The sequence below is a fragment of the Flavobacterium cyanobacteriorum genome (assembly GCF_002251835.1).
GTDB lineage: Bacteria > Bacteroidota > Bacteroidia > Flavobacteriales > Flavobacteriaceae > Flavobacterium > Flavobacterium cyanobacteriorum.
This window is the reverse complement of record NZ_NOXV01000299.1, coordinates 1-25,134: the sequence shown is the minus strand read 5'-3', so window position 1 is coordinate 25,134 and position 25,134 is coordinate 1. Positions and strand designations below refer to the sequence as shown.

General features: G+C 44.4%; 24 protein-coding genes and 1 tRNA gene. 4 read left to right on the top strand and 21 right to left on the bottom strand.

What is annotated here, in order from left to right; translation table 11 throughout:
• Positions 1-245: 245 nt before the first annotated feature.
• From CHU92_RS12780 to mraZ, 15 genes are all read right to left on the bottom strand, one after another.
• Positions 246-318, bottom strand: a tRNA-Arg gene (locus tag CHU92_RS12780).
• 31 nt (positions 319-349) lie between these two features.
• Positions 350-799, bottom strand: coding sequence for a GatB/YqeY domain-containing protein (locus tag CHU92_RS12775; protein ID WP_094416171.1), 450 nt, complete (start codon positions 797-799; stop codon positions 350-352).
• A gap of 86 nt (positions 800-885) precedes the next feature.
• A complete protein-coding gene (gene ftsZ / locus CHU92_RS12770) occupies positions 886-2,856 on the bottom strand; it encodes a cell division protein FtsZ (RefSeq protein WP_094416169.1) in 1,971 nt (656 codons plus the stop codon).
• A gap of 13 nt (positions 2,857-2,869) precedes the next feature.
• Positions 2,870-4,282 carry a cell division protein FtsA gene (gene ftsA, locus CHU92_RS12765; RefSeq protein WP_094416167.1) on the bottom strand — a complete coding sequence of 471 codons (1,413 nt, stop codon included), beginning with the start codon at positions 4,280-4,282 and terminating at the stop codon, positions 2,870-2,872.
• 3 nt (positions 4,283-4,285) lie between these two features.
• Positions 4,286-5,008, bottom strand: a complete 723-nt coding sequence (locus CHU92_RS12760) for a cell division protein FtsQ/DivIB (RefSeq protein ID WP_094416165.1) — start codon at positions 5,006-5,008, stop codon at positions 4,286-4,288.
• On the bottom strand, positions 4,995-6,347 hold the full coding sequence (murC, locus tag CHU92_RS12755) for a UDP-N-acetylmuramate--L-alanine ligase (RefSeq protein ID WP_094416163.1): 1,353 nt from the start codon (positions 6,345-6,347) through the stop codon (positions 4,995-4,997). The genes CHU92_RS12760 and murC overlap by 14 nt, the downstream gene beginning before the upstream one ends.
• Positions 6,348-6,397: 50 nt before the next feature.
• On the bottom strand, positions 6,398-7,492 hold the full coding sequence (gene murG, locus CHU92_RS12750) for an undecaprenyldiphospho-muramoylpentapeptide beta-N-acetylglucosaminyltransferase (RefSeq protein WP_094416161.1): 1,095 nt from the start codon (positions 7,490-7,492) through the stop codon (positions 6,398-6,400).
• Positions 7,493-7,568: 76 nt separating this feature from the next.
• Positions 7,569-8,876 carry an FtsW/RodA/SpoVE family cell cycle protein gene (locus CHU92_RS12745; protein WP_094416159.1) on the bottom strand — a complete coding sequence of 436 codons (1,308 nt, stop codon included), beginning with the start codon at positions 8,874-8,876 and terminating at the stop codon, positions 7,569-7,571.
• 86 nt (positions 8,877-8,962) lie between these two features.
• On the bottom strand, positions 8,963-10,306 hold the full coding sequence (murD, locus tag CHU92_RS12740; RefSeq protein WP_094416157.1) for a UDP-N-acetylmuramoyl-L-alanine--D-glutamate ligase: 1,344 nt from the start codon (positions 10,304-10,306) through the stop codon (positions 8,963-8,965).
• 1 nt (position 10,307) lies between these two features.
• Positions 10,308-11,534, bottom strand: coding sequence for a phospho-N-acetylmuramoyl-pentapeptide-transferase (gene mraY / locus CHU92_RS12735; protein ID WP_094416155.1), 1,227 nt, complete (start codon positions 11,532-11,534; stop codon positions 10,308-10,310).
• 4 nt (positions 11,535-11,538) lie between these two features.
• Positions 11,539-12,999: a UDP-N-acetylmuramoyl-L-alanyl-D-glutamate--2,6-diaminopimelate ligase gene (locus tag CHU92_RS12730; RefSeq protein WP_394335759.1), complete on the bottom strand. Its 1,461-nt coding sequence runs from the start codon at positions 12,997-12,999 to the stop codon at positions 11,539-11,541.
• A complete protein-coding gene (locus CHU92_RS12725) occupies positions 12,999-15,008 on the bottom strand; it encodes a penicillin-binding protein (RefSeq protein WP_094416151.1) in 2,010 nt (669 codons plus the stop codon). Before CHU92_RS12725 ends, CHU92_RS12730 begins: the two co-directional genes overlap by 1 nt.
• Positions 14,999-15,346, bottom strand: a complete 348-nt coding sequence (locus tag CHU92_RS12720; RefSeq protein ID WP_094416305.1) for an FtsL-like putative cell division protein — start codon at positions 15,344-15,346, stop codon at positions 14,999-15,001. Before CHU92_RS12720 ends, CHU92_RS12725 begins: the two co-directional genes overlap by 10 nt.
• 4 nt (positions 15,347-15,350) lie before the next feature.
• Positions 15,351-16,247: a 16S rRNA (cytosine(1402)-N(4))-methyltransferase RsmH gene (gene rsmH, locus CHU92_RS12715; RefSeq protein WP_094416303.1), complete on the bottom strand. Its 897-nt coding sequence runs from the start codon at positions 16,245-16,247 to the stop codon at positions 15,351-15,353.
• Positions 16,234-16,707, bottom strand: a complete 474-nt coding sequence (gene mraZ, locus CHU92_RS12710) for a division/cell wall cluster transcriptional repressor MraZ (RefSeq protein WP_094416149.1) — start codon at positions 16,705-16,707, stop codon at positions 16,234-16,236. Before mraZ ends, rsmH begins: the two co-directional genes overlap by 14 nt.
• A gap of 381 nt (positions 16,708-17,088) precedes the next feature.
• On the opposite strand from mraZ, the gene CHU92_RS12705 reads away from it, so the two are divergent.
• On the top strand, positions 17,089-17,859 hold the full coding sequence (locus CHU92_RS12705; RefSeq protein WP_094416147.1) for an alpha/beta fold hydrolase: 771 nt from the start codon (positions 17,089-17,091) through the stop codon (positions 17,857-17,859).
• Positions 17,860-17,927: 68 nt separating this feature from the next.
• Positions 17,928-18,539, top strand: coding sequence for a ribosome biogenesis GTP-binding protein YihA/YsxC (gene yihA, locus CHU92_RS12700; protein WP_094416145.1), 612 nt, complete (start codon positions 17,928-17,930; stop codon positions 18,537-18,539).
• Positions 18,540-18,699: 160 nt separating this feature from the next.
• Here the strand turns inward: yihA and CHU92_RS12695 are convergent, their stop codons facing one another.
• The 3 genes from CHU92_RS12695 to gldB form a co-directional block, all read right to left on the bottom strand.
• Positions 18,700-19,182 carry a GNAT family N-acetyltransferase gene (locus CHU92_RS12695; protein WP_207759850.1) on the bottom strand — a complete coding sequence of 161 codons (483 nt, stop codon included), beginning with the start codon at positions 19,180-19,182 and terminating at the stop codon, positions 18,700-18,702.
• Between the two features lie 95 nt (positions 19,183-19,277).
• The gene (gldC, locus tag CHU92_RS12690; RefSeq protein WP_165764658.1) at positions 19,278-19,616 is read right to left on the bottom strand and encodes a gliding motility protein GldC; all 339 of its coding nucleotides are present in this window, start codon (positions 19,614-19,616) and stop codon (positions 19,278-19,280) included.
• On the bottom strand, positions 19,616-20,578 hold the full coding sequence (gene gldB, locus CHU92_RS12685; protein ID WP_094416143.1) for a gliding motility lipoprotein GldB: 963 nt from the start codon (positions 20,576-20,578) through the stop codon (positions 19,616-19,618). Before gldB ends, gldC begins: the two co-directional genes overlap by 1 nt.
• Before the next feature lie 99 nt (positions 20,579-20,677).
• Here gldB and nadE point away from each other — a divergent pair, with 99 nt between their 5' ends.
• Positions 20,678-21,484, top strand: coding sequence for an NAD(+) synthase (gene nadE / locus CHU92_RS12680; protein WP_094416142.1), 807 nt, complete (start codon positions 20,678-20,680; stop codon positions 21,482-21,484).
• 75 nt (positions 21,485-21,559) lie between these two features.
• A complete protein-coding gene (locus CHU92_RS12675) occupies positions 21,560-22,189 on the top strand; it encodes a response regulator transcription factor (RefSeq protein WP_094416140.1) in 630 nt (209 codons plus the stop codon).
• Between the two features lie 3 nt (positions 22,190-22,192).
• On the opposite strand, the gene dnaG is transcribed toward CHU92_RS12675, so the two are convergent.
• Genes dnaG through CHU92_RS12660 form a run of 3 tightly spaced genes read right to left on the bottom strand, consistent with a single transcriptional unit; the run spans position 22,193 to position 25,024 of the window.
• On the bottom strand, positions 22,193-24,175 hold the full coding sequence (gene dnaG, locus CHU92_RS12670) for a DNA primase (protein WP_094416138.1): 1,983 nt from the start codon (positions 24,173-24,175) through the stop codon (positions 22,193-22,195).
• A 59-nt stretch (positions 24,176-24,234) separates the two neighbouring features.
• Positions 24,235-24,609, bottom strand: a complete 375-nt coding sequence (locus CHU92_RS12665) for a VOC family protein (RefSeq protein ID WP_094416136.1) — start codon at positions 24,607-24,609, stop codon at positions 24,235-24,237.
• Positions 24,599-25,024 carry a hypothetical protein gene (locus tag CHU92_RS12660; protein ID WP_094416134.1) on the bottom strand — a complete coding sequence of 142 codons (426 nt, stop codon included), beginning with the start codon at positions 25,022-25,024 and terminating at the stop codon, positions 24,599-24,601. The genes CHU92_RS12665 and CHU92_RS12660 overlap by 11 nt, the downstream gene beginning before the upstream one ends.
• Positions 25,025-25,134: the final 110 nt, after the last annotated feature.

Here is a 25,134-nt window from a genome sequence, read left to right as displayed (position 1 = left end):
ATAATTAACTTTTTAACTTGCCTTTTAATTTATAGACACTTGTTACGCAACAAAAGTGGAACAGAACCTGATATGAAGCGTATAGTATTTTTTAGGATCGTAAACGTGGTTAAAAATATAAACGGAATACTATTGGTAACACATTGGACATTAAATGACATAGCAACAATATCAAATAAAAAAGAAAAACCTCAGTGTTTACTGAGGTTTTCATAGCATCTAAATGCAAGGTAAATCAATAATTGTGACCCCATCGGGATTCGAACCCAAATCGTCAGAACCGGAATCTGATATTCTATCCAATTGAACTATGGAGCCTGTTTTAGATTGCCTGAAAGTCTGGCAATCTTTATGATAATGCTTTCTTAACTGCCGACGATATAGTTTTACCATCAGCCTGACCGGCAAGTTCTTTTGAGGCTATACCCATAACCTTGCCCATATCGGCCATGCCGCTAAAGCCGTTATCGGCAATTATTTTTTGTACCAAAGCCTCTACCTCTGCTTCACTTAGCTGCGCCGGAAGGAACTTCTCAATAACAGCAGCCTGCTGCAGTTCCGGGTCAGCCAGGTCCTGGCGCCCCTGCCCAACATATATGGCCGCGCTGTCTTTACGCTGCTTTACCAGTTTCTGGAGGATTTTTATTTCTTCCTCTTCTGATAATTCTTCTTTGGCGCCGCTTTCGGTCTGCGCGAGCAGGATTGCCGATTTAACCGCCCTTAGCGATTCAAGCGCTACAGTATCTTTAGCTTTCATGGCTTCCTTGATGGCATCCATGATTTTAGTTTGTAAACTCATAGCTTAAATTTTGTGGTGCGAAATTAAAAAAAATAACCCGAAAACATACTATGCTTCCGGGTTAAAAAGAATCACATTTGAGTTAGTTAATCAACATTATCATGCAGGAATGAGTTGTTGGTGCGCAACTGCAGGTCGTCATTGCTGTCGGTTCCTAATGATAAACGTGATTTGCTATTGTCAGTACGGGAGTCGGTAAGGTCAATACCCATCCTTTTATAGGCCGGTTCCTTTTCTATTTCGTCAATACGTGAAGCGCTGTTATGGAACTTATAGTTAAACTCCTTCATCTTCCTGCGGCGCTCCTCAGCCCTGAGCCTTAATGTCTCTTCAATAGTCATCTCCACAGGCGAATAATCGTCATGTGCCGTTGCGGCAGGAGCCTGTACGGGCTGTCCGGTTTTGAGGGTAAGGTTAAGCTCTGGCGCGAGGGGTTCTTCAACCTGTGCCGCTGGCTTGCTTTCAAGGAGTTCTTTTTCCTTTTCAAGATAATCTTCAAGGGAGTATCTCACAACGCCATTTTCATTTAGCTCTGTTACAGGCACTACCTGGACAGGCTCATTCACTTTAATATTGCGTGTTTCTTCGGTCAGGCTGAAGAATATTTTTTCGTCTTTGGCCGAATTATCTGTAGACAGGTCAAAGGAGAATGTAAACTGCTCCTCGGTTTTCTTTTCCACCACCACAAACTCAGGGTCCCTTACTTCAATTTCCCTTACATCCCTGATTTCAAATGGCTGTGGTTTTTCTTTTGCCGGCGCTACTATTTCGAAAAAAACATCCAGGTTATTGATAAAATCTGAAGAAGGAAACACGTCCACTTCAGCTATCGGCTTTTTTTCCTCAACTTCCTCCTCAAGCGCGAATATAATTTTTTCTTCAACTTCAGGCTGTTTTACTTCAGGAAGCTTTGCCTCAGGGAGTTTTGTTTCTTCTTTAGGCTGGACTGCCGGAGCTGCGAAATCAAATGCCTGTACTATAGGTTTCTGCGTCAGGTCGCGCACGAGCCTTTGCTCTTCTTCAAGGGCATGTATTATTTTCTTTGGTTCGGTATTTACTATTTCATTTTGCTGTTCCACATTAAACCCCGTAGCGATAATGGTAACGGCAATAGCATCACCAAGGGCTTCATCTTCGCCGACACCCATAATAATGTTGGCATTAAAGCCTGCTTCTGCCTGTATGTGATCATTAATTTCGCCAATCTCGTCAATAGTGATCTCATTAGTGCCTGAAACGATAAGCAACAATACATTTTTGGCACCGGTAATCTTATTATCATTGAGCAAAGGCGAGTCAAGCGCGTTCACAATGGCATCTTTGGCGCGGTTATCCCCCGAAGCCATAGCTGAACCCATTATGGCCGTGCCACTGTTTGAAAGTACTGTTTTGGCATCTTTAAGGTCGATGTTTTGTGTATAGTGGTGTGTTATCACCTCGGCAATGCCCCTGGAGGCTGTTGCTAAGACTTCATCCGCTTTTGAAAAGCCTGCCTTAAAGCCCAGGTTGCCGTATACTTCCCGAAGCTTATTATTATTGATAACGATAAGCGAATCTACCTGCTTACGAAGCCTTTCCACACCGGCCATGGCCTGGTCAGAGCGTACTTTGCCCTCAAACTGGAAAGGTATGGTAACTATACCTACTGTGAGTATGTCCCTTTCCCTGGCAAGCTGTGCAATAACCGGAGCAGCCCCGGTACCCGTACCGCCACCCATACCCGCGGTTATGAATATCATTTTGGTATTGGTGTCCAGCATTTTCTCAATATCATCAATGCTCTCCAGTGCAGCCTGCTGCCCTACTTCCGGATTGGCACCCGCGCCAAGCCCTTCGGTAAGCCCAACACCCAGCTGTATCTTGTTTGGCACCGGGCTGTTTTGCAATGCCTGCGAATCCGTATTGCAAACAATGAAATCTACACCCTTTATCCCCTGCTTAAACATGTGGTTTATAGCGTTGCTTCCGCCGCCGCCAACACCAATTACCTTGATCACGTTCGATTGGTTCTTTGGTAAATCGAACGAGATGCTTCCAAATTCTGAGTTGCTTATCATATCCTTCGGGTTTTTATTCTGCGTTATCTAAAAAATCCTTAATCCTGTCAATATACTTGTCGAAAAACGACCTTTTCACTTTTTTCTCTGTGGTTTCCTGTATTCCGGCACCGGCTTTTACAGGCTCCTGCACGGCTACTGTTTCCAGAGTTTCTTCCCCAAACGAAGGTGGTGGTGTTACTGTTACCGTAGGCTGCACAGGCTGTTTAAGCACCGGCTCCTGAACGGGCTTTTGCAGTTCTACCAGCGGCGTGGCGCTCTTTGTATTGTTCCTCAGGCTGTTCATTACAAGGCCTACGGCAGTGGCATATAGCGGGCTTGATATTTCTTCATCGCTGTTGCCTGCCAGGTGCTCATTAGGGTAGCCAATCCTGGTGTCCATGCCCGTAATGTACTCCACCAGCTGCTTGATGTGCTTTAGCTGAGAACCCCCGCCCGTAAGCACAATGCCCGCAATAAGTTTTTTGCGCGGGTCTTCATGTCCGTAAGCCTTGATTTCAGCAAATACCTGTTCTATGATTTCAACCACCCTGGCATGGATGATCTTTGAAAGGTTTTTAAGCGAAATCTCTTTGGGTTCACGTCCGCGGAGGCCCGGTATGGAAACAATTTCATTATCTTTATTTTCACCCGGCCATGCCGAACCGAACTTTACTTTAAGCAGTTCGGCCTGTTTTTCTATTATAGAACAGCCTTCTTTTATATCTTCTGTAATTACATTGCCTCCGAAAGGTATAACAGCAGTATGGCGTATAATACCATCTTTGAATATGGCAAGGTCAGTGGTGCCACCGCCTATATCAATAAGTGCCACCCCTGCTTCTTTCTCTTCCTGGCTAAGCACGGCATCGGCTGAAGCAAGCGGCTCCAGGGTGAGGCCTGAAAGATCCAGCCCCGCACTTTTAATACACCTGCCAACATTGCGGATAGATGAAGCCTGGCCTACCACTACGTGGAAGCTGCTCTCTAAACGGCCGCCATACATGCCTATAGGCTCTTTTATTTCGGCCTGGCCGTCAATCTTGAACTCCTGTGGCAGCACATGGATGATCTCTTCTCCCGGCAGCATGGCCAGCTTGTGCACCTGGTTGATGAGCATATCAATATCGGCATCGCCAATCACTTCTTCCGGGTTGTTCCTGCTGATGTAATCGCTATGCTGTATACTGCGTATATGCTGCCCGGCAATACCCACCACCACATCATTTATCCTGTAGCCTGAATCAGCTTCTGCCTCCTGTACGGCCTGCTGGATAGACTGGATGGTTTGGGTTATGTTATTAACAACTCCTCTGGCCACACCAAGGCTTTTGGATTTTCCAACACCCAGAATTTCCAGTTTACCATACTCATTTTTTCTGCCTATCATGGCCACTATCTTGGTAGTGCCAATGTCTAAACCTACTGCAATGCTGTCTTTTTCCATAATCTATTTTTTGGTGCACACAACCTGTTGTGTAAATTTCAGATTTATTGTTTTGTACTGTTCTATCAGCGTATCTTTAACCGCATCCTGGAGGAATGCCTTGTAATTACTAAACTTTTTTTCAATGTTCATTGCCGCCCCGAAAAAAATGTCATAATCATAGTTCCTGTTCTTCATTACCACACCGCCTGTAGGGTTCACCTCAAGCCCTATAATGTTCTTTTTCAGGAAATCATCATCATATATATACCGGAGCAGCCTATGCAGTTGCCCTTTTTGCAACAGGTGAATCTCACCGGTTACCAAGGGCACGCGGGCGGTATAATTTTCTGACAGCGGCATCTCTTTCCCTTCATAATCAATGTAGTAAGACCGGCTCCCTTCATATACCCTTGCAAGAGGCTTTTTTTGGGTAATAACAGCCCTTAATTTACCGTCAACAGTGGCAAAAACCTCTGCCTTTTCAATCATCGGATTGGCATCAAGCCGTTTTTCCACATTATTCAAATCTAAATTAACTTTTGGGATGCCCGTAACGTTGCCATAATTTTGTATCAACAACTTATTAACTTTCTCAAGCGTTATAAAGTTTTCATTTTCAGCAAATTCTACTTCGGCAGCCTTCAGTTTCCTGCTTTCATTACGTTTTGATGAAAATGAATACAGGAAGATTACCAACCCGAGCATAAGCACCAGCCGAACGTCGTTCCACTTAATATTTTTCATCTAAAACTTTTTTAATTTCAGGTACCATTTCTCCAATATCTCCTGCCCCTATGGTTAGTATAACAGAGGCGTCGCTCATCTTAAGCAGCGGGATAAGATCGTGCTTTGAAACCAGCATTTTATTCGGGTTCTCCATCTTGTCCAGCAGCCATTTTGAAGTAACCCCTTCAATGGGCAGTTCGCGCGCCGGATAAATATCCAGCAGCACAATATTTTCAAAAGCCGAAAGGCTCTTCGCAAACCCGTCAATAAAATCGCGCGTGCGGCTGAAAAGGTGTGGCTGGAAAACCGCCAGCACTTTCTGCCCCGGGTACAGCTCGCTCACCGCCTGGTGCACGGCATCAATTTCTGTCGGGTGGTGTGCGTAATCATCTATATAAACCAACCCCGGCTTCCTTACCTGGTAAGAAAACCTGCGCCTCACCCCTGCAAACGACTCCAGGGCGTTCTTTATAGCTCCTGCGGATGTGCCGTAAGTGTAAGACATGCTTAGCGCTAAAAGTGCATTGGTAAGGTTATGCCTTCCCGGCAGGCCGAATTTTATATCTTTTATAATTTCCGACGGGGTGTGTACATCAAAAACATACCAGCCATCCTCAATCCTTATATTTTTTGCCGTAAAAACGGAGTCATCATCTATCCCTGCTTTTATCCCCTCCAGCAGCAAGTTGCCCGTATAGAACATGTGATCCTTATTTTCTACTTTATCAGCAAATTCTTTGAATGATGCTTCTATAGAAGCTGTATCGCCATAAATATCCAGGTGGTCTGCATCCATTGATGTTACACAGGCAATATCAGGGTGCAGGTGCAGGAACGAACGGTCAAACTCATCAGCCTCTACTACAGTAACGGTTTTACCACTGCCTATCAGGTTGGAATCGTAATTCTCTACAATACCTCCCAAAAATGCGGTTACATCAGCGCCACTTTCATACAAAATATGGCCAAGTATGCTTGATGTTGTGGTTTTGCCGTGTGTACCGGCCACCGCAAAACAAAAAGTATCTTTAGTAATAATTCCTAATACTTCGGCGCGTTTTTTAACTTCAAAACCATTAGTAACAAAGTAATTCCACTGGAAATGATGCTTAGGCACCGCCGGGGTAACTACTACAAGTGTATTTTCTTTATTCAGGTACGGAAGCTCAATCAGCTCAATAGCATCTTCAAAATGGATATGGATACCATTTTCCTTCAGCTCATCAGTAAGGTGTGTAGGGGTACGGTCATACCCCGCCACATTTTTGCCGACAGACTTGAAATAGCGGGCCAGGGCGCTCATCCCTATGCCGCCAATCCCTATGAAGTAAACGTTATGTATCTGGTTCAGGTCCATCCCCACTATATGGTTTTTATACTATTCAATTTTTTAGATTTTGCTACTTTTTACTTTTTAAGCAACTTCTCAATTTCGTCCACTATATCTTTTGTGGCATTTACTTTTGCCAGCTTCTTAATATTTTCCCCCAGCCTTAGCTGTTTTTCTGTATTGCTTATCAGGTCGCCAAAAACATTCTGGAACTGCGTATCAAGCTGGGCTTCCTTCAGCATCAGCGCTCCGCCTTTATCCACTATTGCCCGCGCGTTCTTTGCCTGGTGGTCTTCGGCTACATTCGGCGAGGGGATGAACAATACCGGCTTACCCACTATGCAAAGCTCAGATACCGATGATGCCCCTGAACGTGATATCACCACATCGGCAGCGGCATATACAAAATCCATCCTGTCTATGAACGACAAAACCTTTACATTCTCTTTATCGCCATAATGGCGATACTCTTCAAAGTAAAATTTGCCGCACTGCCATATTAGCTGTATATCCCGGGCCAGCAGCCAGGCAAGCTCTTTGGCTATAAGCTGGTTGATTCGGCGTGAGCCAAGGCTGCCTCCCAACACCAGCAATGTTTTTTTATTTGGGTCGAGCCCAAAAGCACCAATAGCGTCCTGCCTCAGGTTATCAACATCAAGAATATCCTGCCTTACCGGGTTGCCTGTGAAAACTATTTTCTCTTTCGGAAAGAAACGTTCCAGGCCATCATAGGCCACGCATATTCTCTTAGCCTTTTCTGCCAGCCACTTGTTGGTTATGCCAGGGTAAGAATTTTGTTCCTGAATCACGGTTGGCACACCCATAGCAGAGGCTGCACGGAGCAACGGGCCACTGGCAAAACCACCTGTACCAATAACCACATCCGGCCTGAAATCCTTTACAATCTTCCTTGACTTCCACAGGCTGCTTATCAGCTTAAAGGGGAACATGGCATTATCAAGCGTAAGCCTGCGCTGTATGCCGGTAATCCAAAGGCCTATAATTTTGTAGCCGGCCTGGGGCACCTTCTGCATTTCCATCTTATCGCTCGCCCCCACAAAAAGTATTTCGCTTTCAGGGAAACGTGCCTTTAATTCATTGGCAATAGCAATAGCAGGATAGATATGGCCTCCTGTACCGCCTCCGCTTAATATGAATTTTTTGTTACTCATTCCCTTTATAACTTAATCTTTTACAGACATCAAACTATCAATAAGTCTAAAAATCTAACAATCTAATAATCTAAATCTACTTCCCCATTACTGCCTGCATAGGGTTGCTCTTATCTTCAATACTGAAGGCTGCCGGCTCTATACCTGCGGCCTCAGCCTCTTCCCGCTGCTGTTCCCTGAGTATATGTTCGTCTATCATGCGCTGCAGCGCTGCTTCCCGTGCTTCCTTCTCGGCCATCTCCTGCGCAATTTCCTCTTCTTTCCTGGTTACGCTTATAATGATACCTATTGAAATACAAGTCATCCAGATGGAGCTGCCCCCGCTACTGATAAGCGGCAGCGTTTGCCCTGTTACCGGAAGGAGCTCAACAGCAACCCCCATATTGATAAGTGCCTGGAAGATGATGGGGAAACCAAGCCCCACTATAAGCAGCTTACCGAATAATGTTTTTGCTTTATGAGCCTGCACCAGGAACCTGAAGAACAGCATCAGGTACAGGAACAATACCGTAAGCCCGCCGGCAAGGCCATATTCTTCAACAATTATGGCAAAAATAAAGTCGGACGATGACTGCGGAAGGAAGTTCTTCTGTACACTTTTACCGGGGCCAAGGCCGTATATCTTGCCTGATGCTATGGCTATTTTGGCTTTTTCAATCTGGTAATCGTCTTCATTAGGCTCGTCTGATGTAAACCTTTCAATACGGTTCATCCACGTATCAACCCTGTTAGGCATGGCATCAGGAAAGGCTTTTGCAAACAGCACAAAAAGTACCAGCATGCTTACACCCATGCCTATGATCATCCCTAAGTACCTTAGCGGGTACCTGCCTACAAAAACCAGCATGCACACCATAGAAAAAATGAGTGCAGCCGTTGAGAAGTTTGCCGGAAGTATAAGTGCCAGTATGGCAAACACCGGAACCCATAACTCAAAGAACGACGACTTGAAGGTTATTTCCTTATCATGCACCTTTGCCAGGTAGCGCGCCACATATATCATCAGGATGATAAATGCCAGTGCCGAGGTCTGGAAAGTTACGCCTATAAAGGGCACTTTTATCCAGCGGCTTGCATTGGCACCGTCTATAACCGTACCCTGGAAAAAGGTATAGATGAGCAGCAGGCCAACTATGGGCAGCAATATTTGTGAAAGGCCTTTATAATAATGGTACGGCACTTTATGTACAAAATATATAAGCCCGAAACCAATAAATACATGTACAAGATGCTTAACCAGGTACCCTATGGTTGAGCCCTTGCCTATTACATACACCAGATTGGTACTGGCGCTGAAAACCGGCATGAACGAGATAAGGGCCAGCAGCATTACAAATGACCAGATTCCTTTGTCTCCCTTTAGGTTATTGATTAATTCTTTCATCTTACTTTATTCTTTGCCTTCCTGACGAAGGAAGGATCTTTTTCTGGGATTCTTCGGCTTCGCCGGGAAGGACATACTTATACAACTTATAAATTCTGCACCGCCGCCTTAAATTGTTTGCCACGGTCTTCATAATTTTCAAAAAGGTCAAAACTTGCACAGGCGGGCGACAGTAACACCACATCGCCTTTTTCTGCCAGCTTTTGTGCTGTTTTTACAGCTTCGGCCATACTGGTTGTTTCAACCATTACATCTATTACATTGCCAAAGGCATTTATTATTTTCTCATTGTCAATACCCAGGCACACTATAGCTTTTACTTTTTCGCGCACCAGCGGCATCAGCTCGTCATAATCATTACCCTTGTCAACACCGCCCACAATCCATATTGTGGGTGCAGTCATGCTTTCCAGTGCAAAGAAGGTAGCATTAGTGTTAGTAGCCTTGCTATCATTTATGTATTGTACATTTTGTATCTTGAGTACCTTCTCCAGGCGATGTTCCACACCCTGGAAGTTCGACAGGCTTTCCCTGATGGTTTCTTTCCTTATCTTCATCAGCTGCGCAACAGCAGTAGCTGCCATAGCGTTCTTTACATTATGTTTTCCTTCAAGTGACAGTTCGTTTATTGGCATGGTAAATTCTTCGTTAGTTATAGTGCTGATTATAGTGTTGTCTTTTATATAAATTCCTTTTTTAAGGGTTTTTGTTAATGAGAAGGGTATTGGCGTAGCCCTCATTTTATTATTGTCAATCCATTTTGCTATCATTACATCATCGGCATCATATATAAAGAAGTCATCCTCTGCCTGGTTCATCGTAATCCTGAATTTGGAATCTATATACAATTCATAATTATATTCGTACCTGTCGAGATGGTCAGGGCTGATGTTGGTCAGCACGGCAATATGCGGCCTGTATTTTTCAATCCCGTCTAGCTGGAAACTGCTTATTTCGAGCACGTACCCTTCATGTTTGCCTTCGGCAACCTGCCAGGCAAAGCTTTTCCCTATGTTGCCTGCCAGGCCCATGTTCAGCCCACCCTGCCTAATAAGGTGGTGTGTAAGCATGGTTGTGGTGGTTTTGCCGTTACTGCCTGTAATGCCTATAGTAGGGACATCAATGAACGCATAGGCAAACTCAATTTCTGAGATAACAGGTATGCCTTTTTCTATCAGCAGTTTTACTATAGGCGACTTATCCGGTATTCCCGGGCTTTTCATCACCACATCGGCATTGAGTATTTTCTCTTCGGTATGCCTCTCCTCTTCCCACTCGAGCTTGTTAAGTGCAAGAACTTCTTTATAATTATCTTTTATCTTCCCAAAATCAGATACAAAAACCTCATATCCTTTTTTTTTGCCGAGGATGGCGGTTCCTACACCGCTTTCGCCCCCGCCCAGTATTACCAGCCGCTTTGCATTTTCCATACTACCTTAGTTTTAGCGATACCAGTGAAAAAATGGCAAGAAGGATGGCAACAATCCAAAAACGGGTAACAATCTTGCTTTCATGGTACCCTTTTTTCTGGTAATGGTGGTGCAGCGGCGACATGAGGAAAATCCGCCTGCCCTCGCCGTATTTCTTTTTGGTATATTTAAAATAGCTTACCTGCAGTACTACCGAAAGGTTCTCTGCCAGGAAAATCCCGCACAGTACCGGTATAAGGAGCTCTTTGCGCACGGCTATGGCCAGTACCGCTATAATGCCCCCTATGGTAAGGCTTCCCGTATCACCCATAAATACTGTGGCAGGATAGGTATTGTACCACAGGAAACCTATAAGCGCCCCTACAAATGCGGTTATATACACTGTCATTTCACCCGAATTGGGTATATACATAATGTTCAGGTAATTTGAAAAAATAATATTACCCGATACGAAAGCGAATATACCCAGCGTAAGTACGGCTATCGCCGAAGTACCCGCGGCCAGGCCATCTATACCGTCGGTAAGGTTAGCACCGTTTGATACTGCCGTTATAATGAAAATAACTATGGGTATGAAAATAAGCCACGCATAATCTTTATAATTATCGCCAGCCCAAGAAAGCAGTTCGGCATAATCAAATTCGTTATTCTTAAAGAAAGGGATGGTAGTGGCTGTTGATTTCTCTTCTACACCCACAGGCGATATGACATTTTGTGTAGTGTCATAAATATTGATTTTTGCCGTATCTGTCCTTACGGTCACACCCGGATGGAAGTACAGTACATACCCCACAAAAAGCCCAAGGCCCACCTGGCCAAACACCTTAAATTTACCTTTCAGCCCCTCTTTATCTTTCTTAAATATTTTTATGTAATCGTCTATAAAACCTATGGTCCCCATCCAGAGCGTTGTAACGATAAGCAGCATTACATATACGTTATCGAGCCTGGCCAGTAAAAGCACCGGGATGAGCGTAGAAATAATTATGATAAGCCCCCCCATGGTTGGTGTCCCGGCTTTCTGGCTTTGCCCCTCAAGGCCCAGCTCGCGCACGGTTTCACCTATTTGCTGCCTGCGGAGGAAGTTGATGATCTTTTTACCAAAAACAGTAGAAATAAGCAACGACAAAATAATAGCCAGCCCGGAACGGAAGGTTATATACCTGAATACCCCTGTACCAGGTACATCAAGGACTCTGTCGAGATAATCGAATAAATAATATAACATACGCCTACTTGTTTAGTTGCTCTAAAATTTCCTTAACTGTTTGCATATCATCAAAATCATACTTCACCCCTTTTATTTCCTGGTAATTTTCATGGCCCTTGCCTGCAATCAGGATAATATCATTGGGCATAGCCAGCTGGCAGGCGATCTTAATAGCCTGGCGCCTGTCAACCACGGCTATTGTTTTTCGCTGGTTTTGGGGTTCAACCCCTTTTTCCATATCTTCTATAATATCCTCAGGATCTTCACTCCGGGGATTATCTGAAGTAAAGATGGCCTTATCGCTCATTGAGGTGGCAATATGTGCCATAACCGGGCGCTTTGTCCTGTCCCTGTCGCCACCGCAGCCCACCACAGTTATAAGCTGCTCATTACGTGTGCGGATGCCTTCTATAGTTTTTAGTACATTTTCAAGCGCATCGGGCGTATGGGCATAATCAACTATTGCTGTAATGTTGGTATCAGATACCACAAACTGGAACCTGCCCGAAACACTCTGTAGCTGGCTCATCAGCCTTAGTACTTCTCCACTTCCAAGGCCAAGGTTTACCGCCGCAGCATAAATCGCCAGCAGGTTATAAGCGTTAAAAGTGCCTATAAGCCTTACCCATACTTCCTGCTCATTTATCTTCAGCAAAAGGCCGCTAAGCTGGTTTTCCAGTATCTGCGCCCTGTAATCAGCATATGTTTTAAGGGCGTAAGTAAGTTTTTTTGCTACTGTATTCTGCAGCATTACAAGCCCGTTCTTATCATCTATATTGGTCAGCGCAAAGGCTGTTTTAGGAAGATGGTCAAAAAATAACTTCTTTACGTTCCTGTACTCGGCAAAACTGCTGTGATAATCCAGATGGTCATGAGACAGGTTAGTGAATATCCCCCCTGCAAACTCAAGCCCTTCTGTCCTGTTCTGGTGTATGCCGTGCGAGCTTACTTCCATAAAGCAATATTCAGCACCTGCTTCCTCCATCATCTTCAGGTACCTGTTTATGGTTAGTGAGTCGGGCGTTGTGTGCGTAGCTTTATATTCTTCCTGGTCCACCATCACCTTTACGGTAGAAAGAAGCCCGGCCTTATAGCCCGCACTCCTGAACAGCTGGTATAGCAGCGATGCAATGGTTGTTTTGCCATTGGTGCCGGTTACACCAACCAGCTTTAAGTTTCGCGACGGATTGCCATAATAGTTTGCCGCCATGTATGCCAGTGCCGCACTTGTACTTTTAACTTCTACAAAAGTTACACTATCAGGCGTCTCTTCAGGAAGCGACTCACACACAACGGCTACAGCACCCTGGGCAAGGGCTTTGGGTATAAAGCCGTGCCCGTCGCTTTGCGTGCCTTTTATGGCCACAAAAACGTCGCCCTCACCAACAAGCCTTGAATCAAATTCGATCTTATTGATAAGAATATCCGTTGTGCCTTTTACGGCCTGTATGGAAGTTTTATATAATATGTCCTTTAAACTTATCACGACAATTCCAGTATTATGGTTTGTTTTTTATTTACAGGCTGCCCCGGCGCCAGCGATTGTTTTTTTACCTTCCCTACACCAAGCACCTGCACTTTCAGCCCCATGTTGCCCAGCAGGGCCACAGCATCCATACCGCTCATACCTATGGTATTCGGTATGGCCTTTGGCGCTTTTTCCTTTATTCTTTGTTCCTTTTGGTAGTAAGAAGCATATAGCTGCTCCTGCTTTTTAATCTTTTTATCGAGTTTCTTAATCTGGTCTGTTGAGGGCACATCCGTAAATATTTTCTGCGCAATCCTTTTAAACACAGGCCCTGATACATCCGCTCCATAATAGCCTTTGTCCGTGCTTGGCTTGTGTATGATAACAATGCAGGAGTATTGCGGATTATCGGCCGGAAAATAGCCCGCAAAAGAGGATGAATAGTACATATTATCCTTGCCTTTGCCATAATCAACCTGTGCTGTACCGGTTTTGCCCGCCATCGAAAAATCTTTAGAGTATAGTTTTGAACCTGTACCTCTTTTCACCACGTTTTCAAGCACCGCCTTCACTTTTTTAAGGGTCTCTACCGAACAAATCTTCGGGTTGATTACCTCTTTATCAAACCTTTTGATGGTCCTGTCCCACTCTTTTATTTCTTTTACAAACAACGGCCTTATCATTTCGCCATTATTGGCAACGGCGTTATAAAAAGTAAGCGTTTGCAGAGGCGTCATTGACACCCCGTAGCCAAACCCCATCCAAGGCAGCGTGATTCTTGACCAACGCGGGTCTTCAGGCTGCGGAATGTAAGGCCTGCCCTCACCTTTAATAGGCACTCCGAGTTTTTTGTTCAGCCCGAAACGGTTCAGGTGGTCTACAAATTCCTGCGGATTCTCTTTATAATTATCATATACGGCCTGCACCAGCACTGTATTAGACGAAAGTTCAAAACCTCTTGCCAGGGAAATTTTTCCATAACCGCCTTTCTTAGAATCCCGTACATGCCTTCCAAAGTAGGTGATATCGCCCCCCCTGGTATCATATACTTTGCTGGTATCTACTTTTTTGTCTTCAAGAAGCGCTATAAGGCCGGCCAGCTTAAATGTAGAGCCCGGCTCATGTGATTCCCACACGGCATAGTTCACCGTTTCGCTGTAGGATCCGTCCATGTTCCTGCCAAGATTTGAGATTGCTTTAACATACCCCGTTTTCGTTTCCATCACTACTACACAGCCGTGGTCTGCCTCATAGTACTCCAGTTGCTTAAGCAGTGCGTGGTGTGCAATATCCTGTATATACACATCAATAGTTGATATAATATCATATCCGTCAACCGGCTCCACCTCGTTGTCATCGCCAATAGGTTTCCATTGGTTCTTGGCTATCTTCTGCATAAGGCGCTTACCTTCTTTACCGTTCAGGTACTGTGCAAAGGCGCCTTCGATCCCCACAGTAAGGTTTTCACCTTTGTGGTCAACCCTTTCATATCCTATAGTACGCTCGGCTATGCGGCCAATAGGGTGTTCCCTCACTGTCCGCTGTTCCGTGATTATCCCTCCTTTAAAAGCACCAAGCCGGAACAGCGGGAAGCTTTTTATACGCATATATTCAGTATAGCTAAGGTTCCTGGCCACCAGGAAATACCTGTTCTTGTTGGCACGGGCCTGCCTAAGCTCATTATAATAATGCCCTGAGGGCTTGCCCAGCATTACTGAAAGCGAATCAGCCAGTGGATTCAGGTATTTCCTGAAATCTTCCTCTTTGGGGGCAAGCGCGTCAAAACGTATTTTGTAATTGGGTATTGATGTAGCCAGCAGGCTGCCGTCAGCCGAATAGATGTTGCCTTTATTAGCCGGTATTACAAAATTTTTCACCGTGCGCTCTTTGGCCAGCTTGCGGTAATACTCTCCCTCAACCCATTGTATGTTGGTCAGTTTTACAGAAATGCAAACAGCCATCACGAATATCATGAAGGCCACAAGGTATATACGGTACGAGATTTTTTTATCCTCTAGCGCCATAGCTTATGCAGTATACTTTCCTCTTTTTCTTTAACTACCTTTATCTTTTTTGGCGGTACTGACGATGGCAGTATGCCTTTCTCTTCCATTTTTTTTGATACGGTCGACTCCATTTTCAGCTCCATAAGCTCCGAACGCCTGTCCACAAACTCCGACCTTAATTCTTTTACCTCACTTTCAAGGGCTGTTATCCTGTATAGCTTTTGTTCATAGTTATGAGAGTTCGCAATCATGAGTATGGCTATGATGATAAGGAATATAATGAAGCGCCAGTTCCTCATAGACCCTTCATCTACAAGATATTTAGCTTTAAGCAAACTGTAAACCCCGCCTTTCATAACATTATATTTTTTCAGCAACCCTTAACTTTGCACTACGTGCCCTGTTGTTTACCGCAATTTCTTCTTCTGTAGGCACAATAAGTTTTTCGATGCTCCTGAAAGGAACTTCAAACCTGCCATACACATCGCGGTCCGGCTCACCCTCAAACATCCCGTTGCGCATAAAACGCTTTACCAGCCTGTCTTCCAGCGAATGATACGATATCACACTAAGCCTGCCGCCCGGTTTCAGCACCTCAAGCGACTGCTGCAGGAACTCTTTCAGCACATCAATTTCTTCATTTACCTCAATGCGTATAGCCTGGTATATCTGCGCCAGTATCTTATTGCTTTTGTGTGCCGGCAGGAACTTCGCCAGCACCTGCTTTAGCTGCTCCGTGTTCTTTATCGGCTTTTCTTTCCTGGCATTAACTATTGTATTGGCCAGCGCACCGGCATTTTTAAGCTCGCCATACTCAAAAAACATCTTTTTAAGCTGCTGCTCTTCATATTCATTTACAACAACATAAGCATTAAGCTCATTTTTGCGGCTCATCCTCATGTCCAGCCCTGCATCAAAACGGGTAGAAAACCCGCGCTCAGCCACATCAAACTGGTGCGATGACACCCCAAGGTCAGCCAGTATGCCATCAACCTCCCTCACTCCATGAAAACGCAGGAACCTTTTTATAAACCTGAAATTTTCAGGTATCAGCACAAAACGCTCATCATCAATCACATTGGCCTGCGCATCCTCGTCCTGGTCAAAACCGAAGAGCCTCCCACCCGGGCCCAGCCTGCTGATGATCTCCCTGGAATGCCCGCCACCGCCAAAAGTTACATCCACATACACTCCGCCCGGCTTAATATTCAGGCCGTCAACTGTTTCTTTCAGCAATACCGGGTTATGATATTCCATCAGCATCATCTGTTATATTACCCATTACTTCCTCTGCCAGGTCAGCAAAATCAACAACAGAATCGTCAATTGCCTGCTCATATTTATCCTTATCCCATATTTCAACAATGTTTACCGCTGAAGAAAGGACAATATCCTTATCAATTCCGGCAAACACCACCAGGTCTTTAGGTATCAGTAGCCTTCCTGTAGCATCTATTTCTACCATTTTCACACCGGCTGTAAACCTCCTTATAAAATCGTTGTTCTTTTTTACAAAGCGGTTAAGCTTATTGATTTTTGCCATCATGGCATTCCATTCAGTCATAGGGTACAGCTCCAGGCAAGGCTGGAAAACCGACCTTTTCAGTACAAATCCATCGTCAATGCCGGCCGCCAGCTGCTTCTTCAAAGGAGCAGGCAGCATTAGCCTTCCTTTGGTGTCCGCCTTGCATTCATATGTTCCCACTATGGCATTCAAGCAGTTATGGCTTTGGATTATACAAAGCAAATATATAGAAATAATTACCACTTCTTACCACTTTTTACCACTTTGTTAATAAGTTTTACCACCGCAAGATCTCTTTAAAAAAAATTCAGCGCCATATATTGGGGATGCCCCCTGTGCAGTTAAGCATAAATCAGGGGGAATAGCAACGTAGCAGCAACCACTGATGAAATACCCGTTTGTGGCCAATAGCTTGGTGTAAAAGCTGTTGATAACCTAAAAAAGTGTATATCAACACAATTATATAAATGAAATAACATAACCATTACATGCCCCGGAATAAATGCGTACAGGCTTCCTTTTTAATGATAAAATCATATATTTGCCCTAAGTTGAATCGATTACCAACCAAACATGCAAAGCACACACAAAGAGGGCAAATACAGCTACTACGAAGCCGGCGAGGGAACACCCATAATCATCCTTCACGGGCTGATGGGCGGCCTCAGTAATTTTGACGGTGTAGCCGAATATTTCTCCAGGCACGGCTATAAGGTAGTAATACCGGAACTGCCTATATATACCCAAAATATTTTAAAGACCAACGTTAAGGCATTTGCTAAGTGGGTAAAGGACTTTATAACTTTTAAAGGGTTTGACAGGGTAATATTACTGGGAAATTCCCTCGGGGGGCATATAGCGCTGTACCACACCAAGATGTATCCGGAGAAAATGCTCGGGCTTGTAATAACCGGGAGCTCAGGGCTGTATGAAAGCGCTATGGGCGACAGCTATCCGCGCAGGGGCGATTATGAGTACATAAAAAAGAAAGCCGGGGAAGTATTTTATGACCCTGCTGTTGCCACTAAAGAAATTGTAGATGAAGTGTACGCCGTGGCCAATGACCGGCTAAAGCTTATAAAAACGCTTACTATTGCCAAAAGCGCCATACGCCACAACATGGCCAAAGACCTGCCCAAAATGCACGTGCCAACCTGCATTATATGGGGGAAAAATGACAACGTAACCCCGCCTGAAGTAGCGGAAGAATTTCACCAGCTGCTGCCCAACTCAAGCCTGTACTGGATTGATAAGTGCGGGCACGCCGCCATGATGGAGCATCCTGACGAATTTAACAGCCTGATGCACGAATGGCTTAAAAAAATGAACTTTGATACTGTTTAGCCTGCACACAATTGCAGGCTTTTTTATTGCCCAAAGTAATTGTATACCTTTGCAGCTAAACCAGTACCATGAAAATTACCTCCGCCGAATTTATTATCAGCAATTCTGATGTAAGCAAGTGCCCTAAAGAGCCCTTGCCGGAGTATGCTTTTATTGGCAGGTCAAATGTAGGCAAGTCATCCCTTATCAATATGCTTACCGGCCGCAACAGCCTGGCCAAAACATCAGGCAGGCCCGGCAAAACACAGTTAATCAATCATTTTAAGATAAACAGCAACTGGTTCCTGGTAGACCTCCCGGGCTACGGCTATGCCCGTGTTTCTAAAAAAACAAAAGAAACTTTCCAGAAATTCATTACAGACTATTTTGAGCAACGCGACCAGCTGGCGTGCGCGTTTGTGCTGGTGGACATACGCCTGGAAGCGCTGAAGATAGATCTTGAATTTATAACCTATCTCGGCGAAAGCGGGGTACCTTTTTGTATTGTATTCACAAAAGCTGATAAGATCAGTAAAGGTAAAGCCGGACAGCATGTGGCTGCTTATAAGAAAGCGCTGCTGGCTAACAACTGGGAAGAAATGCCGCCTTACTTTATTACCTCATCTACAGACGGTACAGGCCGTGAAAAACTACTTGAGTTTATTGACGAAGTGAATAAGCAGATATTTAAACAACTGTAACTTTTTTAAAAATCTGATTATTTTTTATCTTAGCTGTAGAAAAAATTTTAATGTTAAATCATGAAAAACTGGTCTGAAAAAACATGGAGTGAATTCTTTTGCATGGTAATGGCTATAGCATTTTTAGGATTCCTGTTATTGGCAAGCTAAATTTGAAATTTTACAGGCTCTTTTCCATCAAAAAGTTTGTAAGCAACTGCCCCAGCCTTTCCACGCTCTGCTGTTTTAGCACCTTGTAGCCTCTTCTTTCAAAAAAGGGCTTTGCGGTTATAGAAGCAGCAACTGTTATCACTGCATATCCTGCCTCAAGCGCATGGCCTTCAATGGCATGGGCAAGCATACCGGCTATACCGCACCCCTGGAAATCTTTATGAACAAATAAATGTTCAAAATATCCTGTAGCATCAATATCGGCAAAACCTACTATCGTGTTACCCTGCTTAGCCACCAACGTATAATTGCTGCTCAGGGTTGCCTGCCATTTATTTGTGTCCGGTAGCTGCGGCGCCCAGGCAGCCAGTTGTTCCTGTGTATAGTCTTTAGCATTAACCGTATGGACCGTTTCACTGAAAAGAGTAAGTACTTCGTGCAGGTCGGCAGGTTTGTATAGGCGTAGTTGTATTTGCATTACTATGTTTGTCATTCTGACGAAGGAAGAATCTCAACAACTTTTAATACTATTTTGTTAGAGATCTTCACTCCGCTGCTCTGTGCAGAATGACAGAGCAGCACGCAATCTTATCCTTTCTTCAGTTCCAGTTTCTCTGCAAAATAATCACAAAAATCTTTCATGGTATCACTCATTTTCTTGTCGCCTGTAGCGCGCTCATAGGTGTCGGCCATAGATACGAGTGTCTGGTGGAAGAATACCTTCATTTCATCCACAGGCATATCTTTAGTCCATAGATCAATCCGCATGCTTTCCTGTGGCTTGCTGTCCCATACGGAAAGCATCAGGGCTTTCGTCTCTTCATGCTTCACCCCACCGTCTGGCGCATCCCAGTACAGTTTTTCAGGAATGCGGTTTTCATCCAGTTCAATAGTAAGCTTTATTTCCGATTTTATTGTCTTTGGCATTATTTCTTAGGTTTGTATTTAGAGTTATCAAACAATTGCTTTTCATCAAGCGCCAGTATCTTCTGTAAAGTGGCTTTGGGGTTGTTTTCCGCGTAGGACCTTACTATCTGCCATCCTATCCACTGCCCTACCCGGCCAGGCGATTCATTATCAATTTCACGGTAAAATTTAGAAAAAGGCGCCGGGTTTATAAAACGGCTTGCCAGTTTAGGGTCTGTTTCATACAGCAATTTTTCATCAATAAAATAGCGCCACATATCCGTTTCGTTGGCAACACACCACGCTGCCTGCTCTTTTGTATAGCCTATTTTATCAGCATCCGGTACATCGGGCAGGAGCAGGTCCTTCATGTAAAGCTGCTTGCCGTAATAAATCATTTGTGCCAGCAGTGTCCTGTCGCGTGGAAATCGTATTTTACCCTCTGCAAAGCTGGCCGCTACATCTGGCAATATCTGCGACGGTTCAAAGTTCTGCGCAACATATTTTGGCAGCCCCTCATAAAGGCGGTTGTCTTTCCCAAGGTATAGGCTGAGCGGTATTATAACAAGGCTGTCAGTGTAGATAGATTTAATTTCATTATCATCAGAAACCAGTGTAACCACCCCGGGCTGCTTTGCCTCAGGATAATAAAATTTTATATGCTGAAAAAGGTCCTGCAGGCTGGCTTCAACCCCTTTCACATCAGGATATTTCTTCTGTACTTCTGTATAAAGCTCTTTCAGGAACGGCTCATTCATGCGGGCTATCCACACCTGGTCGCTGTTACCTGCCGGGAAAAAATAAGGGAAACGCTGTTTCAGTCCGGGCAATGCTTCCGGGCCACTCTCAAAAAAAAGTTTGTCAAAACGTTGAATTTTTACCTCCTTAACCGGCACAGCCGCAACCTTTTGCTTCACCCCATCTTCCTTTTTGCAGGAAATCATAAGCATTATTACGGCCAAAAAAAACAAAGTATTCTTCATAATTTGTAACTTTATTAAGAAAATCCTTGGATTTATTTTTTAACTTTAAAGTCTGGATTTTCGTGCAAATATACGACCAAAACCAACATTTTAATTTTTATGCCATACAGTGCAACATTTAATACGGAACAGGTAACAAATTACATCGTAAACTGGCTGAGCCGGTATGCAGAAAACGCAAAAGTAAAAGGTTTTGTTGTAGGCATATCCGGCGGAATTGACTCTGCGGTAACCTCAACGCTTTGTGCCCGTACAGGGCTGCCTACTCTATGTGTTGAAATGCCCATACACCAGGCGGAAAGCCATGTTTCGCGCGCACGCGAGCATATAGCCTCATTAAAAGAAAGATACAGTAATGTAAGCGGTACACTGGCCGACCTGACGCCTGTTTTTGAAACGTTACGGCAACAGGTACCGGTTACGGAAAACCGGCACCTGCAGGACCTTACACTGGCCAATACCCGCGCTAGGCTAAGGATGGCAACACTTTACTACTTTGCCGGCATAAACAGCGCGCTTGTGGCCGGCACGGGCAATAAGGTGGAGGACTTCGGGGTGGGTTTCTTTACCAAATATGGCGATGGCGGCGTGGACATAAGCCCTATTGCTGACCTTGTAAAATCTGAGGTAAGGGAACTGGCCCGGTATTTAGGGGTGCCACAGAGCATAATTGAGGCCAGGCCAACTGACGGGCTTTTTGGTGACGACCGCAGCGATGAAGACCAGCTTGGTGCAAGCTATGACGAACTGGAATGGGCCATGAAAGCCATGGGAGAGGGAAAAACAGAAAATGATTTTGACGGACGCCAAAAAGACGTATTTAACATTTACAAAAGGCTTAATGCTGCTAACCAGCACAAAATGATACCGATACCGGTTTGTAAAATACCTGAAAATTTGAAATAAAATTCTTTCATTCACAATACTTTAAGATATAAATAGCTAACTTTACTGTAAAGGTGATAACTAAAAATTGCAATTATGATTAAATTATGCCTGGCGGATAATCATCCGGTGGTACACTACGGGATGAAAGCCTACTTTAAGGAAAATCCGGATATAAGTCTGGTTGGTGTGGTAAACAACCTTGACAGCCTGCTGGACATTCTTAACAAAAAAACCGTAGATGCTGCCGTTGTTGACCTTGAGCTTGAAGGGCTTACTAGCATAAGTTCGGTGAAATCACTGGTTAGGGAATTTCCTGACACCAGGATAATCATTTTTACCAACCTGGCAGAACAAATATATGCCCCCAATGCGCTGAAAGCAGGTGTTTCGGCTTACCTGCACAAAAGCTCTAAAATGGAAGAGCTGGAATCGGCTATCAAGAAGGTGCAGCAGGGTGAAATAATATTCAGCGATGCTGTTAAAAAGAACCTGGCCCTGCTGAACAAGGGCAAAAAATCAGAGCGCCTGTACCGGAAGCTTTCTTCCCGGGAAATCGAGGTTTTGCGTTACCTGAGCGAAGGTAAAAAGAATAAGGAAATTGCCAAACTGCTTGATCTTAATGAAAAAACAATAAGCACCTATAAGCTACGCCTGCTTATCAAGCTGCACGTAACCAACCTTGTGGACCTTGTGAATAAGGCAAAAACGCTTGATATAGTGTAATTATTAACTATAGCGGGACATAACCCTGCCTAATTTTGATGAAAAATTATTTATAAGCCGCTGGTAGTCAATCGCCATGGAAAGTATTTCAGAATTATCATTTTCAGGCGCTGCCTCAGCAAGGCTTATTTTTAGTTCATTAATTATTTTATCTACAAGAAACCAGCGTAAGGTCAGTATTGTTTCCTGAACATACTGCGCTATCGTCTGGTTTTTTTGTTTTACAATTATTTGCTTTACTTCCCAGTTGTGCAGAAGTTCCCGTTCTTCTTCCATAAGTATATTGGTTACTTCCCGGGACAGTTCCTGGTCAAGCCCCATAAGGTACTGGTCAGCTTCAAAAACAGGCTGCTGCCTGTAGTATTCAATAAGGCTGCTGTACAACTTCCTGAATAAAGGATTGGCCAGTTCAATCTCATCTTCCTGCAGGCTGAGAAATATCCGCTCATACACCTTGTACTGCTTCATTTCGGTTACTTCTTTCAGTTCGCCTTCCTCATCTGCTTTAAGCAAAACATCTTCAAACTCTTCGGTTTCACCTCCGTAAAGGAGCAGTATCTGTATTATTTTGCGCTCCAGTTCATAAAGCACATCTACCCGTCCGGCAACTTCCTGCCCGTCTTTTACAACATCAAGGGCTTTTTGTTTTTGCTCTTCCTTAAACTTTTTTCCGGCATCGGCAATATCCTTTTGTACCAGCTGCGCCAGCGTGCTTGCCAGTACCTGTTCGGATATATCCATAATACGCGCGCATTCCTGTATATAAATCTCCCGCTGTATCCTGTCAGGTATTTTTGATATGCTGGTTACCATATCGCGTATAAGCCCGGCTTTCTTTACCGGGTCGTTCTTGGCTTCATCCATAAGCAGCGATGCCTTGAACTGGATAAAATCTTTTGCTTCGCCTTCAAGGTAAGCCACAAGGGCATCATAAGACGATTTTTTGGCAAAACTGTCTGGGTCCTCACCTTCAGGGAAAGTACATACCTTAACGTTCATGCCTTCCTCAAGTATCAGGTCTATACCTCTTATTGCTGCCCGCAAACCCGCCGCATCGCCATCAAAAAGTACGGTAATGTTCTTAGTCAGCCGGTTAATGAGGCGTATCTGGTCAGGGGTAAGGGCAGTACCCGACGAGGCCACCACATTTTCAATACCTGCCTGGTGCAGCTGTATCACATCGGTATAGCCTTCCACCAGGTAGCAGTTGTCTTTTTTAGCGATAGCCTGCTTGGCATGATAAATACCGTACAGCACTTTGCTTTTGTGGTAAATGTCGCTTTCGGGAGAGTTGAGGTATTTGGCTGCTTTTTTATCATTGCCGAGAATGCGCCCGCCAAAGCCCAGCACACGGCCCGACATACTTTGTATGGGGAACATAACCCTGCCGCGGAAACGGTCTGTCTGGCGGTTCTCGCCACTTATGGTAAGGCCTGTCTTTTCAAGGTACTCAAGTTTGTAGCCCTTGCCAAGGGCCTCTTTGGTGAAGGCATCCCACTGCTCCGGCGAATAGCCTAGCCCAAATTTGTTTATGGTGTCGCCACTAAAGCCGCGTTCTTTAAAATACGAATAACCTATGGCGCGGCCTTCATCTGTAGTAAGTAATGTATTATGGAAATATTTCTGCGCAAATTCTGATACCAGGTACATGCTTTCCTTCTCGTTGGCCTGTTCCTTATCTTCCTCAGTCTGTTCCGTTTCTTCAATTTCAATATTGTACTTTTTTGCCAGGTAGCGTATGGCTTCAGGATAGGAAAAATGTTCATGTTCCATCAGGAAAGCAACAACATTCCCTCCCTTGCCCGAGCTAAAATCCTTCCATATCTGCTTTACAGGAGACACCATGAACGAGGGCGACTTTTCGTTACTGAACGGGCTTAAGCCCTTAAGGTTGCTGCCTGCGCGCTTCAGCTGCACAAAATCGCCTATAACCTCCTCAACCCGGGCGGTTTCATATACGGTATCTATGGTGTTTTTAGAGATCAAGGATAATTAGGCAAAAGTTACAGAAGGGCAAAGTTACAAAGTATTCCTGTACTTTGTAACTATTCCATTCCCTGCAAGGCCAGTGTATTCCCTTCACTGTCTTCAAAAAGGGCGTAGTACCCGAAACCTGGTGCTATTTCTGTTCTTTCGCGTATAATATTGCCTCCGGCAGCCAGTACCCTGCCCAGCATTGTGGCCACATCAGGCGACGCGGCGAAATATACCAAAGCACCTGACCTGCCTGGCGATGTAAAGTCATATTGCACCAGCGCACCGCTAAAGCCATCATCATTCTTATTAGGAAAGCACGGGTAAGTAACGCCGTCAATTTCTACATCTGCCAGCGAAAATTCAAAAACTGCCTCATAAAACTTTCGGGCGCGCACCATGTTTTGCACGGGTATCTCTACCCAGTTAACCAGTTCAATTGCCATGGCTTTTATTTTTTAATTGGAATTCGGGTTGCGTATTATCCTGGGCTTCCAGGCATATTATGCTCTGTAGCAAGCCCATTTTAGGATTGTCGTTCTCGTAAGCGCGGCATAGCGTAAGCCCGCCGCTACGCATGGCTTCGAGGCAGCGGTTATAAATAGCTTCCCTGCTTTGCAGGTGCTCCCTGCCAAGGTCAAGTTTTATTTCGAGTACTGAACGGTGAAGGTATGGGTCGTCAATATAACGTTCCGCGTAACCATCATCATAATTTTGGGTAAGGTTAAAATCTACAAGCTCAAACTCATGGTGCTCCATTTTTTCGAGCACCATATCCGGCACTTTCCGGTAGCGTATCTCCGGTTCGTCAGGCAGGTCAAAATCTCCGTCATATACAAATGTAACCGTGTAGTTATACATGCCTTAAGTTTTACCTTAAAGTTACCCGTAAAAATTGTAATGCCCTTGCAGATTAACAAATTGCTCTAAGTACACGACAAAAATTGTATTAAATTAATTTCCAGCTTATT

What these genes read in the sequence shown, in the direction of transcription:
- CHU92_RS12660 (WP_094416134.1), bottom strand. Translation starts at nt 25,024, where the DNA reads ATGTATAACTACACGGTTACATTTGTATATGACGGAGATTTTGACCTG.
- CHU92_RS12695 (WP_207759850.1), bottom strand. Translation starts at nt 19,182, where the DNA reads ATGACAAACATAGTAATGCAAATACAACTACGCCTATACAAACCTGCC.
- CHU92_RS12675 (WP_094416140.1), top strand. Translation starts at nt 21,560, where the DNA reads ATGATTAAATTATGCCTGGCGGATAATCATCCGGTGGTACACTACGGG.
- ftsA (WP_094416167.1), bottom strand. Translation starts at nt 4,282, where the DNA reads ATGGAAAAAGACAGCATTGCAGTAGGTTTAGACATTGGCACTACCAAG.
- CHU92_RS12760 (WP_094416165.1), bottom strand. Translation starts at nt 5,008, where the DNA reads ATGAAAAATATTAAGTGGAACGACGTTCGGCTGGTGCTTATGCTCGGG.
- murG (WP_094416161.1), bottom strand. Translation starts at nt 7,492, where the DNA reads ATGAGTAACAAAAAATTCATATTAAGCGGAGGCGGTACAGGAGGCCAT.
- yihA (WP_094416145.1), top strand. Translation starts at nt 17,928, where the DNA reads ATGAAAATTACCTCCGCCGAATTTATTATCAGCAATTCTGATGTAAGC.
- murD (WP_094416157.1), bottom strand. Translation starts at nt 10,306, where the DNA reads ATGGAAAATGCAAAGCGGCTGGTAATACTGGGCGGGGGCGAAAGCGGT.
- ftsZ (WP_094416169.1), bottom strand. Translation starts at nt 2,856, where the DNA reads ATGATAAGCAACTCAGAATTTGGAAGCATCTCGTTCGATTTACCAAAG.
- CHU92_RS12745 (WP_094416159.1), bottom strand. Translation starts at nt 8,876, where the DNA reads ATGAAAGAATTAATCAATAACCTAAAGGGAGACAAAGGAATCTGGTCA.
- CHU92_RS12725 (WP_094416151.1), bottom strand. Translation starts at nt 15,008, where the DNA reads ATGGCGCTAGAGGATAAAAAAATCTCGTACCGTATATACCTTGTGGCC.
- CHU92_RS12775 (WP_094416171.1), bottom strand. Translation starts at nt 799, where the DNA reads ATGAGTTTACAAACTAAAATCATGGATGCCATCAAGGAAGCCATGAAA.
- murC (WP_094416163.1), bottom strand. Translation starts at nt 6,347, where the DNA reads ATGGACCTGAACCAGATACATAACGTTTACTTCATAGGGATTGGCGGC.
- gldC (WP_165764658.1), bottom strand. Translation starts at nt 19,616, where the DNA reads ATGCCAAAGACAATAAAATCGGAAATAAAGCTTACTATTGAACTGGAT.
- nadE (WP_094416142.1), top strand. Translation starts at nt 20,678, where the DNA reads ATGCCATACAGTGCAACATTTAATACGGAACAGGTAACAAATTACATC.
- CHU92_RS12665 (WP_094416136.1), bottom strand. Translation starts at nt 24,609, where the DNA reads ATGGCAATTGAACTGGTTAACTGGGTAGAGATACCCGTGCAAAACATG.
- rsmH (WP_094416303.1), bottom strand. Translation starts at nt 16,247, where the DNA reads ATGGAATATCATAACCCGGTATTGCTGAAAGAAACAGTTGACGGCCTG.
- CHU92_RS12720 (WP_094416305.1), bottom strand. Translation starts at nt 15,346, where the DNA reads ATGAAAGGCGGGGTTTACAGTTTGCTTAAAGCTAAATATCTTGTAGAT.
- CHU92_RS12705 (WP_094416147.1), top strand. Translation starts at nt 17,089, where the DNA reads ATGCAAAGCACACACAAAGAGGGCAAATACAGCTACTACGAAGCCGGC.
- mraY (WP_094416155.1), bottom strand. Translation starts at nt 11,534, where the DNA reads ATGTTATATTATTTATTCGATTATCTCGACAGAGTCCTTGATGTACCT.
- gldB (WP_094416143.1), bottom strand. Translation starts at nt 20,578, where the DNA reads ATGAAGAATACTTTGTTTTTTTTGGCCGTAATAATGCTTATGATTTCC.